This is a genomic window from Dyella lipolytica, from assembly GCF_030160075.1.
GTDB classification, from domain to species: Bacteria; Pseudomonadota; Gammaproteobacteria; order Xanthomonadales; family Rhodanobacteraceae; genus Dyella_B; species Dyella_B lipolytica.
In genome coordinates this window covers 937080-949540 of sequence record NZ_BSNQ01000009.1, presented here as the reverse complement: position 1 = coordinate 949540, position 12461 = coordinate 937080, and the positions used below count along the sequence as shown (strand labels likewise).

The following is a 12461-nucleotide window of genomic DNA, read 5'->3' as shown; positions in this document are numbered from 1 at the left end:
CAGAGGGTGTATCGAGCCGGACGGCTTTAGTAACAGATGATGGAGTGACGCGCCTTCCGTTTCCGGAACTCAGTTTTTTGTGCCTTCGGCGGCGAGCAAGTCGGCAATCTCCTCGGCCAGCAACCAGTGTTGCGACGGCCCTTCGTTGCTGGTCAGAGCCACGACCGCACCGGTTTCCCAAACCATCTCCAGGTTTGCCGTCGTGCCTTCGATGCCGCCCTGATGACCACGGATGTGGCGACCGTGCGAGAGCCGTTCGTCGATTCCGGCTCCAATGGCACCGGGGCCGTCGTTCGGCACTTCGCCGTCGAACATCTTCGCCAGCGTTGTGGGCTTGACCAGCTTGCCTCCGTGCAAGGCTTCGGCGAACCGCAACAGGTCGGCATTGGTGGAATAACCGCCGCCTGCAGGACTGCCCTTGTAGACGCCCAGCACCCAGTTTGCCTTCCACGTACGGGAGAACACCCCATCGTCATGGTAGTAGCCGACCGCAAGCCCAGGCACGATCTCGTCCTCGCTGTCGAAGCCGCTGGATATCATCTGCGCGGGTTCGAAGACGTGGTGCTGGATATAGTCGAAGTAACTTTCGCCGGAGACGTTTTCGACGATGCGACCGAGCAGCACGTAACCGGCGTTGCTGTAACTCAACCCGTTGCCCGGCTCGCCCACCCTGGGCTGACGGGCGATCAGCCCCAGATAGTCCACCGGGTTGACGTAGCGTTCGGAATGCTCGAAATAGTCCGGCACCATGAAATCGCCCAAGCCCGACGTATGGTGCAGGAGTTCCCACACGGTGATCTTCTTCGCTGCCACCTGATCGGGATATTCCGGAACAAGCTTCGCCAGCGTGTCGTTCCACGACAGCTTACCGGCCTCGACCAGTTGCGCGATGGCGACCGCGGTGAACATTTTGCCGATCGAGCCGACGTGGAACTTCGTCTGGTGATCGATCGGCACGTTGAAGTTGCGATCGGCTAGGCCACGGCATTCGTCGAACACGGTCTCGCCGCCATCGAAAACGGTCACGCAACCGGAGAAGTCCGACACGCTTACCAGTCGATCCAGCACGGCGTGTATCTGTTTTCCCATCTCCGCATGCGATACCGAACTCTTGGGCCAGCCGTCATAAAGCGGATTGTCCATCGGGACTAGCATCGCTTGCGCAAGCCGATCCGGATGCGCTGGCTCAGCGGTCAGCCAGAACAGCGCGGCCTGTGCGTTGCGACGTCCCTTGACGGCAACTTCGAGCAGCCCCGGCTGGTGCGGGTCGGTGCGTACATCGAACACGTCCAGGCCGCCGCTGTCGCGTGCCGCCGAAGCCAGGTCCGTGACAAATGCCCCTTTGTCGTCGGAAGCCATGGATGCCGATAGAACATGAGGCACCCATTGCGTGATCTGCGCAGGGCTGTCGTTATTGGCATGTTGGATCAGCTCGCCGGCGAGGTGGCCAACCGGTGTATCGGGCAGATGTGTGTTTGCAGGCGCAGTGGCCATGCAAGGAGTCGCGGCGCAAAACAGGGAAAGGGATGCGCATAAGGGGGCGAGTCGGAGCGCGTGAGTGGTGGCTCGAACGACGGAGATGCGGTTAATCACGGAAGATGCTCTCTGTGGGTTACCGGCCGACATGGCGGTCTTAATCCCTTAGATGCAGCAACCCCACTGATTGGATTCAGCTGAGTTGGTTTTAGAGAAAAGGCGCGTTAGCCCTTTCATCTTTCCGAGGCGGCCCTGCAGCAGGTCAGCGTCCGAGTGCCATCATCAAGCAGGGCGACGCTTGGAACGAATCTCTCGTCCTTAGCTTCGACAGCGACCCCTAATCGCGATTAGGAAATTTTGTCGCGGTTCGAAAGCGTCCGCTTTGGGTCGAAAGCGGACCTTAAATGCAGAATGAAAAAGGCCCCGAGTTCATTCGAGGCCTTCATGCACATTCAAGCGCAGTCGTTATTGAAACTTGTCGATAACGAGAACGCGACCTTCAAAATGGGCCCACAAGCCACGGCCCTGCATCGAAGTGAGATCGACGCCTGCGAACAGCGCTTGATGCGTGAACTTCTCAGTAGGTCCGCTGAACGAGACACCGTTATAGCGAACGGGGCCACGCGGCGAGACTGATCCATCCGCATTGGTCATAAACACCAATGTCCATGGCAACTGGTGAGCATCGGACGGTAGGCCTGGTGGTGCAGGTGCAGCGTTCTTCGCAGAAAGCGTTTGCAGAGATGTCTGTAGAGCATCCAACTCTTGTTTCAACTGCGCTCGTTGCTGCGGCGATAGGTCGCCTTGTGGCTGCAATGCGCCCGGTGGTTGGGATGGCAACGTTGGCGATTGCGAGCCTTGGACATTGCGTTGCGAAAAATAGTCCATCTGCCCATATCGTCTAGCTACCGCCATCGCGGAGTCGACTTGATGCGCATGCATAAATTGATCGATTAACGCCCGGGCCTGTTGCGGACTTAGCCGGCCAGTGGCTGTGCCAGCCGTTGGCGTGCTTCCGTATGAACGGGCCGGCGGCGCGGCGGCGTCTGGATTGGACAGCGACATGGGCGGCGCATTAGGCGCGCCAGGACATGGGCTGTCCTGAAAGGCCGTGGTCCCATCCTTCTGAGCGCATTTATAAATCGCTTGCCCGTGAGCTGTGATCGTCAACAAGCTCAGCATCACAAATAGATACCGGCGCATCTGCTCCCCCTGAGTTCTGCGTCACGCAACTCTACAGATGAAAATACCTTGCTGGCAATGTGCCACCTAAAAGGCGCGAAGGTGACTACGTAAAAGCCAATGTTGGATCTGTGAATGCGAAGGTCCGTTTTGGATCGAAAGCGGACATTCGACGCGGGAGTTAAAGCGGCGGCGCTACCTTGTCAGGGAGGGTCTCTCTAGAAAATCCATTTCCAACGCAACTTCATAAGAGCCAATTGCTCCCATTGATGCGCCGCCGATTCCGTTGACACCCGATAGCGTCTATTGATTTGTAGGGAAAGGCCTACAAGAAAATTCGCTACATACGTACAACATGCTTGGGATAAATTGCAGGAATAGGGACGCTCTCGGACGCTACCAATGATCCTGTCGCCGTAAAAATTGTGTCACAGGGGAAGGGAATGGATTTCGTAAGATGTGCGGTGCGCAGAGTAGGGAGCTGCGTGCACAGCTTGGATCGCATTATTCAAATTCAGCGCCATCAAGGCGATGTATCCGCGAATTGCTGACTGCGATCATGGGTAAAGAATGAATGCGATCTCTTTACGCTGGACGGCTATACGTTTTGCATCAAAGTGCTCTGCTAAATGCCACAAATCGGTACCTGATCGTCATTTCTAATCATGTAAGTTGCTATACGGTACGTCTCGGTGTCGATGGGATCAGGGGATCGCACGTTTCTCTTTGCCGCACTTAAAAGTGCATCGGCTCAGCACGCTTGCAGCCAGAGGTGCGCTGCGAACTTAAAAATCACTGATGACAACCAGGTCTAGGCAGTCAGCAAAGAACCCCGCTGATTCGCCAGGATATCGAAAGAACGAACCTTCACTCTGACTGTACTCAAAAGGAAATGATATGGTGATGAGAAAACTTACGGCACTGACAGCATGTGCCCTTGCGACCATGACAGCGGCTCTGCCCGCCGCCGCCCAGCAACATCTCCAATACTTTGGTTACTTCGCAAACAATGGTTATGTAAGCGCGAACTACAACCACACAAACATCACGTTTGTTGGCGTTTATGTCAGTGATGTTAACCAAGCAACATCGGACATCTTGGCGGAGCTTGCTACGGACAAGCAATACGGCATTAAAGCGATCGTTGGAGTAGGTCCGTTTCTATTTACAAATACAGCGCCAGGCGTGGGCTGTCCCTATGGAACCTTGTCGACGTCCTCGTCGACGTTTGCGACATTCGTTAATCAGCTTATCGCTAACGGTTACCTGGTTCCCAATAATCCAAGCGCCAGCACAGTGGCGGCGTTCTATCCGGTGGACGAACCCGATGGCTGCGGTCTCGGCGACGTAAACGGTGCCGCTAACCCGGCCCTGGTCAATGCGATAAACACCATTCACAACAACGCCAATACCACCAACTTCCCGATTGCGGCGATTTTCAGCAGCGGCTACGCACGCGCCGCCCATGGCATCCAACTGTTCAACTGGGTCGGCATGGATGAATACTCCCTCAAGGACAGTGCTTATATTTCTGCTTTTGACCAGTTTGAAGGCTATGTAAACCTCAGTACACAGCGGACCATCCTGGTACCTCAGGCCGCGGAGGGGGGCATCGTCGATAACACGCCAGATACGCCGTCGGTGATGTTTTCTGCTGCCGAGTTCGACCAATCCGTCATTCTGCTTATGCCCTTCCTTTGGGCGAATCCAAGCACGACAGGAGTGAGTGGGCTGCCGACGCTGCTGCAGGCGTACACGTCTATAGGCTTGCAAATTAAAGATGGCACGTTGCCATTGACGCCGACTGTACCGACCAATGTAAGAACGGTGGCGGTACCACAATCCGCGGCATGGACGTATGTATATGCCGAATGGAATGCCGTCGCCGGGGCAGCCTACTATCAAGTCGAAAACCGCGGAACCGGGCAGATAAATTACAGTGGTACTGCCCTGCAGTACTTCGCTTATGAAATTCATTATCCGGGTGGCATCAAAGAGCTGACATATCCAGCGGCGGTGAGGGCATGTAACGCGGATGGTTGCTCAGCTTGGGTCGCCGTACCGGGCACCTGATCAAGAATGGTGTGCTCTATCGAGAGGGGAAGTCAGCGCACCTTGCGCACACAACATGGAAGTGAACGTAACGGGATTTTCCTTCTCGGGTTGATCGTCAAAACCGGGGTCGGGTTGGACTTTTGAAGCCAACCTGACCCCGATTGAGCCTATGCGACTTCGATGCACGCTCTTAGGAGTGAACGCGTCGCCACACGACTTCGCCATGGGCACCTTCGGCCGCACCGCTCGACGGCTTGGCCACGCGATAGGTCAATTCATCGCCGTTAATGGTGTAACCCGAGTCTCCGTTCCTGCCATCCCAGTTTGGGAACGATGCGTGCACGATCTGACTGTGTATAGCATTCGCGTCGGCGCTGATGTGACCGTAGTGGGCATTGCTATCCATGGACGCAGCGCGGTATTCGTCTGCCGTTCCCTTGGACTTGTCGTTCGCCGCGAATGGCATTCGCTTCGCCCGCACAATCTGCATCATGTAATCACCTTGGGCATCGATAAGCCACATACCTTCCGGGTTAGGGCCGTATAGCTCTACGCGGTGGCCGTCGGGGTAAACATTGTCGCAGCGGACAAGCGTCCAGGCGCCAATCAGTTCCTTCGGCACCATGGCGTGATCACTGGCGCTTACGTTGTGCATCGTGTCCTTGGCCATCCCGCTGTCTTGCGCAAAGACGCCGTCGGCACCGAGAACCAGACACAGGGCAAGCACAACGGAATTGACGTTTTTCATGGGTAACTCCTAGCTACGTTTGGATGATGAAATGCACAGGACGGGTGCTGTGCAGGATGCGAACTAAGCAGGCAGATCAACGTCATGGATGGTCTGTGGTGATGTGGCACAGACAGTGTATGTGCGCGGGCGAGGCCTACACACACCGCTTGCTGCAGTAAAGCAGCCGCTTACTGCAAGAACGTAAACACAACCCTGTCGTGGGAAACGCTGCGGCGTTCGTTTTCGAGAACAGATGTTGGCGTAAGATGATTGCAGGGGGCATCAGTAATGGCGCGAGTGTCCGCGATCAGCCCAGGCGTTTAAGGCCCGCTTTCGACGCGAAGCGGACGTTGCCATTATTTTTGAAGGTGTGAGGAGCACGGATGATCGAGACGGGGACAAGTCTTGGTATCGAGGAGTTGCATACTTACTGGGCTTGCGAGTGCGCGCCGGGATCTGTTGCGCCACTACCGCAGGACGTCGTGAAGACGTTGCTGGCTGGCTTGCGTCTTAATGTGCTGGAAACCCTGCGTTATTTGCACCACCAGCAACCCAGCTATGCGCAATTCGAAGCCTGGATATGGGAGCGCAATGGCGGCGAACTGAACGAAGCCTCGCTCAATCGCTTGCGGCGTGCACTCGCAGGCGAGACCGTTGGCGCCGAAGTCGGCAATCTCGACCACGTCGAAGGCCTGAGTGCGGACGACCTTGCACACTGGCACGAGCATGGCTACGTCATCCTGCGCAACGCGATCAGCGCGGAAGCGGCGGAAATCGCAGAGATGGCCGTCTACGATTTTTTAGGAATGGACCGCGACGACCCGAAATCCTGGTATCGCGAAGCGCTGGGCCATTCCATCTGGGTGCCGCTACTGCGACATCCAGCGCTAGTAGCCAATCGTCGCGCGCCACGTATTCATAAAGCCCATGCCCAACTGTGGGGGCGCGAAGATCTTTGGGTAACCATCGACCAAGGCGGATTCAATCCGCCGGAGCGCGACAACTGGCGGTTTCCCGGACCGCATTTGCACTGGGACGCTACGCTCGCCGAGCCGCACTGCTTTGACTTGCAGGGCATCCTGTATCTCGCCGACGTTGCTGAAGACCAGGGGGCATTCAGCTGCGTGCCGGGCTTTCATCGCACGGTGAAGCAGTGGCTAAAAAGCGTTCCCGCAGGTGTCACTATGCAAAATCATGCGAGGCACACCTTGACGATGAAGCCGGTTGCCGCAAAGCGCGGCGACATGATCATCTGGCATCACCTGCTGCCGCATGGCAGCAGTCCGAACCGCGCACAACGACCACGCGTCGTGCAATACATGTCGCTGCGACCCACGCGCTTTGCCTACACCGAGGAATGGAAGTCTTGATTGCGGTGGCTTCGCTAGCGACAGCACGCAGGTGAAGACTTGCCATGGTGCCGAGCACTGACGTCGTGGCTTTAACGGGGTGAAGATGCCCGTTTGTTGTCGTACGTACACCAGCGGACGACACTAAACCACACGCACAACACGCGCTATACAAATCCTACATACAGCCGTGACGCGGCTTGTTAGCGTCACACAGTCACCGGCGCGCTTTGTAAATGTGTAATCGCCGATGACCCATGCAGCAATGCTTGGAGAAGCGCGGGTCGCGAGAGCGGTAACTCCCACGACCCGCTAAACCACAACCAACTAATAGAGAGTTGATCATGGCCTTCAGGGATCATACGGCACACGCTCGCCTTTTGGTTCGCAACGAACCGAAATCGAAATCCACTTCATCGGTCGACGGCACGCTCTTTCCACTGAGTTTGGAGCGGGAAAGGCGGTTGACCAACGCTTCACGCATGGCCGGCACCGCACTTGCCGTGGCGGTGATTGAAGGCATCTTGGAGAAGCACAGCGCCTTCAAGCGAGAGCAGAAAAGCGGCGAAAGCGGCGGTTTTTTGCCGCTCAATCCAGTACAGCTCAACGGCCTAAACGCCGCCATCTACTTCCTGCATCACTACGTCGACACGCTGACCCCTGAGCTGGGTGGATAAACCGCGCGTGTCCGTGTGATGGCCTTCCGGCACATTGAGTGAGAACAGTGTGCCGGCTTTTTCGGATAAGTCCGAAGGTCGATGTGGGTTGACGCCTCGGTGTGCGGTGGCCGCTAGCCAACGACGCGCTCCTCACATTAGCGCGATCACAAAAAAGCTGTGAGGAGATGGTGCGCTATGCAAAAGCACAGCGCGCCAAGTCCTCACGGGTACCATTGAAGCATACCTGCGTGCCTGTGCCTTATTTCTGATCAACCCCGAGCTTTTCGCTCAAGCCACCGTTGAACGGCGATGCATCACTGCTGACCAGGCAGTTGAAAGCCTTACCCTCATTGAGAACCAGGATCGAGGATTTGGCGCCCTTGAAATCGGTGCCGATCGAGAACAACACATAATTGTTCGGCAGCGCACTAGGACGGAACGCGCCGAACGCGTACTGCCCCGCAATGCCCAGTGGTGCGAGTTTGATCGTGAGCATTACCGGCTTTGTAGCGTGCGGAGACGGCAGCATCGACGATGCGCTCATCATCAACGCTTGTACATCGATCGAATAGCGCGTGTTGACGGGAATACCCAGGTACCGAGAGTTCACGGACGATACCTGCTTGCGGCAGGCGGCGATATCCTCCGGCTTCTGGTCAGGCTGCCCGGTCTGCAGCGTCGCGAACACGTGGGTCAGGTGGACCTTTGCCGTTCCAGTGACCGGTGTCGCGAATGCAGTGCACGTATAAGACATGGCGGTCAGCGACAACGCACTGCACGCCAGCAGGTAACCTAAACGATGATTTTTAAAGCGCATATGGATTCCTTCCTTGTTGAAGTGATACAGCTGAAGGCCTTTATTTCGATGACATTCGAGTAATCAAAAGCACAGCACACTGGCTATCTCTTTCATCCTATTAACTAAGGTTCGCACCCTCACCGAATCATCGATGGTGCTTCACCCATGCGACTCACAAAAAAAAGCCAATCGGCCATGCGGGCGACAACATGGGTGCGCAACTCACCGTCTATCGAACTCGCGTTCGATTGCTGATAAACAGCACGATGAAACGCACCAGCACGAAGCCAGAGAGTTTGCCAACCAATAGAAACACCCAAGGGACGCCGCCAACACCGACGGCCATGACGTGCAGCGAATTGGCCGTTCCTGGCCGACCCAAATGAATTCCCGAATTCCCCGATAGCCGTTTGAAGCTATCACGCAACTATGTAGAAATGCCGTGAAGGCCGACGAACCATGATCGCGTGCCTGCGGCAAACCGAATAGCGGAATAAGTGCAGGCTCCACCGAAGCAGCGCATATGCGCTTTATAAAAATCGGCGATGGCTGGATTACCAGGAGCGAAATGGTGGACGTGTAGCAGTGATTCGTCTGGCGTGATGGCGTGGATGCCTGAGCTGATGCACGACCGTCACGTCACCTTGCATTGTTCTCGCAGTACGGGACGTGTGAGCTAGAAAAGTGCTCTGATCCCTTTTTAATGAAACCATAGATTGGCCACGCCTTAAACCATAGTTTGGCCGGCCCACGGCGCGGCCAGTAGGCCACCTTTCCGGCGGGTGGTTAACGAGGTGTTGAGTCAATAGAGTTACGCGAAATCAATCGATAACCACTAGTCCAGAAGCGAGTTTCGGGTTTCCAATAGCCGCTAGTTCTACTTTTCGTAATTTCGGGTCCATGGTCCGTATACCCGTCGTATGTTCGATTATGAGCTGACTTCGAGGGCGTTCATGGAAAGCGATACGCAACGAATCGCGCTTGGGTTGCGCCAGAGAGATGTCGTTGTCCTTAAAACGCTGATCGAGCAATACCAATTCCGGCTTGTTCGTTATCTCGTCTCCCTGTTGGGCAGACGCGATGGAGTTGACGACTTCGTGCAAGAGACGTGGCTCCGAGTTCTGGAGCGAGGTGCATCCTACGACGGGCACTCCCGCTTTGAACCATGGCTCTTCAGGGTGGCACGCAATATTGCTTTCGATGCCATGCGTAAGCGACCGATGTTCAGTCTGGACTCAAATGAGGGGGATGGTATTCGCTCATCGTCTGCTTCCGGTGAGCCTTCGCCATACATGCTTGCAGCACGGACACAAGATGCCGAGCGGCTTGCTCACTCGCTGCAAACTCTAGAGCCCGTCTATCGCGAAGCCCTCGTATTGCGTTTTCAAGAAGATTTATCTCTACAGGAGATATCTGTGATCGTAGGAGCGCCGGTCTCTACCGTGGCTTCCCGAATTTATCGAGGATTGGCAACGCTGCGGCCGCAGTTCGAGGGAGAAACAGCATGAATATCGACCACCACGAAAGTTTCCAACGCATGATCGACGAGAGTCTGGTGGGCGCCATCTCCGCGGAGAAAGAACAATCTCTTCGAGAGCATCTCTCCACTTGCACTCCATGCAAGGAGTATCTCAGCGCCAGCAAACGGGTTATCGCGGGCCTCAGCGGTTTTTCCTTCGAGGTAAATCCAACTCTCAATGCCAGGATTCTGGCAGCCCTGAGGCCGCAGGCGGAACAGGTCCATGAGGTTCTTGCGCACCATCCCGACGCAATGCGACAGCACAACATGCGATTCAAGATCTGGGCTGCATTCGCTGTTGCGCTCTCGATGTCCATTGTGGGATCGGCACTCGTGTATCAGGTGGCCAAGCTCCTGGCGACCCCTATGTATTTCGACAATGCTCAACTCCAGGTAGGCGTTCTCGTCTTTTGGCTGCTGCCATCTTTTTGCTCGGCCTTATGGATGTTCGCGGCGCCTGGTGAGAAGAGAGGTGTTGCATGACACAGCAATCAGCGGTGCTTTTGATAGCGTTCTTGGTCGGGCTTGTCGTTGCGGCTATCTTGTTGAGAGCCGCAACAAGAAAGATTCTACCCAGGTCTGCAATGGTCATCGCAGCATTGGCCATCCCGATGTGGGTAGCCTATTTTGCTTCCAGCCAGGGCCGTTCCTTCCTGGCTTTCAAAGGATTTCTCAGTAGCCTGCCGGACGCGCTTTGGTTTGGCTTGACGTTTGGCGTCTTCACCGCAGCTTTTTTCCTTGCCCTCGGATACATCTATGGAGACGCAAAAAGGCGTCAGCTGCCTGCTTGGGCCTGGGTGATTGCCGCTTTCCTCATACCCAATTTGATTGGATTCGTCCTTTATTTTCTGTTCCGAGGACCGCTCCTTAAGCCTTGCAGTTCCTGTGGCAAGCCTATTCGAGGAGGAGAAGCATTCTGTTCGCACTGCGGGTGCTCGCAGGGCTCCAGCATCGGACGCATTGCAGCTGACACTCGCGAAAAGGGGCATGAAGCCTAATTTTGCACGCGTTGTCGTATCCATTCATCGCACAAAACGGAGGATGGTATGAAGCGTGAACGCGCCTTGCAGGTCGTGTTGGTGGTGGTGGGCTTGCTTTATTCCTTTTGGGGCTACTTGCTCTTTGACGAACTGTGGCACTCCAAATGGCTGGGGCATAGCGATGTCATGCCGATGTTCCTGAGCCTTAACACGGTGCTTGGGATTTTTCTGTTGCTGGCCGTCAAGCACCCGGCGAAGCATCGCTCCATGATCGCCTATGGGGCTTGGTCAAGCCTTGCCCACGCGTTCACGATGACCATCCAATCGGCGGAGGCCTTGGCGCATGGGATGCACAGGAAGGATAGTCCCCAGGACATCGTGATGTTTGTCGTGATTGGAGTCACGCTGCTTGCACTCTTCCCGGCAAAACAAGCATCACCGGCCGGCGCGCCTATCAGTGAGCCGCGTATTGCCGAACGCTAGAGGAACCTTCCAGGGCCGTGCGTGTACCGAGATACAAGACACCTCAGCCGAGTAACCGGCTGTGGGTCATGCCGTGACGCCCTCGCTGGACGGACAAACTCGCAAGCGAATGGAGAGGAATGAGGTCACGACAGCTGCTCTTTAAAACCCAAATGTGTATCGCCGAAACCCGACGCATACTTCAGACCAAAGCCAAGCATTCGGTCAAACCCAATATGAGCGACCCAGATAAGCGTGAAGCTATAAAGCGGCGGCGACGCTAGTGCTAATCCAAATAGCGCCAAAACACCCGGTGAAACGTAACTGTGCCCGACGTTATAGACGGCAGCACCTACCGAACGATTAATCAGGTAGCCCAGCATGCTGAGATCCGGAACTAAGAACAGCAACGCGAACATTCCCCAGTGGCCAGAAAGCTTCGCGTAAACAATGATCGCGCCGATCATGATGAGAAGTGCTTCCCATCGCAAAAGGGTTTTGACTTTGCCTATGGTTGCGCCGACGCGAAGCGGTGTAATCGCATTCAATGTCTGAGTCGTGGAGTTCATGAGCGCTCGCTAAGCTGCAGTGAAATCCATCCATAGGATTAGCACGCCGAAAATGGCAATGAGAACGGCAGATATCGCGGCCGCACGCTGCCCTTTTCCTGCTGCTGCCGCTGCGCGATTCGCTGCACGCCAATACAGCCAAGCTCCCCCAAGAACCAACGCGAGTTCTATAACGGCCGATACCCATGGGTATTGCCACAACCCAAAGCCAAACGTCGGAAGGTTGCCGATGTTGCCGGGCAGGATAGGAAGGTCTGCGCGGTGAACGAACAAGTCCAAGAACCAATGCGATGCAGCGACGAGTCCAATGACGATGCCCGAGCGTCGTCCCCAGAATAGGCCGCAGAGGCAACCCAGCACGATCGACAATACCGCCATGCCGACGAACGAATGGGTGTAGTCGGCGTGGATGATCAACGCTCCGTATCCGCCATGTGCGTCGCCGACTTTTTGCGCCGTCTCGATGCCTGCCATAAAGAGCGGCACGAACACGATATCTAGCCAAACGGTCGCCAGCATCAGCGCCCAAAGAGGTGTTGTGGTCTCGCGACTTTTGACGGCGGCAGCAAAGCCAAAATGACCGGCGATCATGACCGACCTCCGCGTTTCCGCGGCTTCGGCCACGGCACACGCGCATCGACCAAACCAACGACGACCACGAACAACAGTACGCCCAGGATG

At 55.8% G+C, this 12461-nt stretch carries 13 protein-coding genes; 7 read left to right on the top strand and 6 right to left on the bottom strand.

Going from position 1 to position 12461, the window contains the following annotated elements; translation table 11 throughout:
• Positions 1–69: 69 nt before the first annotated feature.
• Both QQL64_RS17485 and QQL64_RS17480 read right to left on the bottom strand, forming a co-directional pair.
• Entirely contained in the window at positions 70–1494 is a 1425-nt protein-coding gene (locus tag QQL64_RS17485; protein ID WP_284401926.1) for a serine hydrolase domain-containing protein, read from the bottom strand.
• Positions 1495–1941: 447 nt separating this feature from the next.
• Entirely contained in the window at positions 1942–2658 is a 717-nt protein-coding gene (locus QQL64_RS17480; protein ID WP_284402246.1) for a DUF4124 domain-containing protein, read from the bottom strand.
• An 897-nt stretch (positions 2659–3555) separates the two neighbouring features.
• Between QQL64_RS17480 and QQL64_RS17475 the strand changes: the two genes are divergently transcribed.
• Entirely contained in the window at positions 3556–4731 is a 1176-nt protein-coding gene (locus tag QQL64_RS17475) for a hypothetical protein (RefSeq protein WP_284401924.1), read from the top strand.
• 172 nt (positions 4732–4903) lie between these two features.
• Here QQL64_RS17475 and QQL64_RS17470 read toward each other — a convergent pair whose 3' ends face one another.
• Positions 4904–5461, bottom strand: a complete 558-nt coding sequence (locus QQL64_RS17470) for a lipocalin-like domain-containing protein (protein ID WP_284401921.1) — start codon at positions 5459–5461, stop codon at positions 4904–4906.
• Positions 5462–5826: 365 nt separating this feature from the next.
• On the opposite strand from QQL64_RS17470, the gene QQL64_RS17465 reads away from it, so the two are divergent.
• Both QQL64_RS17465 and QQL64_RS17460 read left to right on the top strand, forming a co-directional pair.
• Positions 5827–6813, top strand: a complete 987-nt coding sequence (locus tag QQL64_RS17465; RefSeq protein ID WP_284401919.1) for a phytanoyl-CoA dioxygenase family protein — start codon at positions 5827–5829, stop codon at positions 6811–6813.
• Between the two features lie 443 nt (positions 6814–7256).
• A complete protein-coding gene (locus QQL64_RS17460) occupies positions 7257–7469 on the top strand; it encodes a hypothetical protein (protein WP_284401917.1) in 213 nt (70 codons plus the stop codon).
• A 241-nt stretch (positions 7470–7710) separates the two neighbouring features.
• Here QQL64_RS17460 and QQL64_RS17455 read toward each other — a convergent pair whose 3' ends face one another.
• Positions 7711–8205: a hypothetical protein gene (locus QQL64_RS17455; protein WP_284402244.1), complete on the bottom strand. Its 495-nt coding sequence runs from the start codon at positions 8203–8205 to the stop codon at positions 7711–7713.
• A 998-nt stretch (positions 8206–9203) separates the two neighbouring features.
• Here QQL64_RS17455 and QQL64_RS17450 point away from each other — a divergent pair.
• Genes QQL64_RS17450 through QQL64_RS17435 form a run of 4 tightly spaced genes read left to right on the top strand, consistent with a single transcriptional unit; the run spans position 9204 to position 11232 of the window.
• Positions 9204–9758, top strand: a complete 555-nt coding sequence (locus QQL64_RS17450) for an RNA polymerase sigma factor (RefSeq protein ID WP_284401915.1) — start codon at positions 9204–9206, stop codon at positions 9756–9758.
• Positions 9755–10252, top strand: coding sequence for a hypothetical protein (locus QQL64_RS17445; RefSeq protein ID WP_284401913.1), 498 nt, complete (start codon positions 9755–9757; stop codon positions 10250–10252). Before QQL64_RS17450 ends, QQL64_RS17445 begins: the two co-directional genes overlap by 4 nt.
• Entirely contained in the window at positions 10249–10767 is a 519-nt protein-coding gene (locus QQL64_RS17440) for a PLDc N-terminal domain-containing protein (protein ID WP_284401911.1), read from the top strand. Before QQL64_RS17445 ends, QQL64_RS17440 begins: the two co-directional genes overlap by 4 nt.
• Before the next feature lie 48 nt (positions 10768–10815).
• Positions 10816–11232 carry a DUF6632 domain-containing protein gene (locus QQL64_RS17435; RefSeq protein WP_284401910.1) on the top strand — a complete coding sequence of 139 codons (417 nt, stop codon included), beginning with the start codon at positions 10816–10818 and terminating at the stop codon, positions 11230–11232.
• Between the two features lie 125 nt (positions 11233–11357).
• Here QQL64_RS17435 and QQL64_RS17430 read toward each other — a convergent pair whose 3' ends face one another.
• A complete protein-coding gene (locus QQL64_RS17430) occupies positions 11358–11780 on the bottom strand; it encodes a DUF4260 domain-containing protein (protein ID WP_284401909.1) in 423 nt (140 codons plus the stop codon).
• A gap of 9 nt (positions 11781–11789) precedes the next feature.
• Positions 11790–12404: a hypothetical protein gene (locus QQL64_RS17425; RefSeq protein ID WP_284401908.1), complete on the bottom strand. Its 615-nt coding sequence runs from the start codon at positions 12402–12404 to the stop codon at positions 11790–11792.
• Between the last annotated feature and the right edge of the window lie 57 nt (positions 12405–12461).

Coding starts and splice junctions, on each gene's coding strand:
- QQL64_RS17485 (WP_284401926.1), bottom strand. CDS start 1,494: ATGGCCACTGCGCCTGCAAACACACATCTGCCCGATACACCGGTTGGC.
- QQL64_RS17480 (WP_284402246.1), bottom strand. CDS start 2,658: ATGCTGAGCTTGTTGACGATCACAGCTCACGGGCAAGCGATTTATAAA.
- QQL64_RS17475 (WP_284401924.1), top strand. CDS start 3,556: ATGGTGATGAGAAAACTTACGGCACTGACAGCATGTGCCCTTGCGACC.
- QQL64_RS17470 (WP_284401921.1), bottom strand. CDS start 5,461: ATGAAAAACGTCAATTCCGTTGTGCTTGCCCTGTGTCTGGTTCTCGGT.
- QQL64_RS17465 (WP_284401919.1), top strand. CDS start 5,827: ATGATCGAGACGGGGACAAGTCTTGGTATCGAGGAGTTGCATACTTAC.
- QQL64_RS17455 (WP_284402244.1), bottom strand. CDS start 8,205: ATGTCTTATACGTGCACTGCATTCGCGACACCGGTCACTGGAACGGCA.
- QQL64_RS17450 (WP_284401915.1), top strand. CDS start 9,204: ATGGAAAGCGATACGCAACGAATCGCGCTTGGGTTGCGCCAGAGAGAT.
- QQL64_RS17445 (WP_284401913.1), top strand. CDS start 9,755: ATGAATATCGACCACCACGAAAGTTTCCAACGCATGATCGACGAGAGT.
- QQL64_RS17440 (WP_284401911.1), top strand. CDS start 10,249: ATGACACAGCAATCAGCGGTGCTTTTGATAGCGTTCTTGGTCGGGCTT.
- QQL64_RS17435 (WP_284401910.1), top strand. CDS start 10,816: ATGAAGCGTGAACGCGCCTTGCAGGTCGTGTTGGTGGTGGTGGGCTTG.
- QQL64_RS17430 (WP_284401909.1), bottom strand. CDS start 11,780: ATGAACTCCACGACTCAGACATTGAATGCGATTACACCGCTTCGCGTC.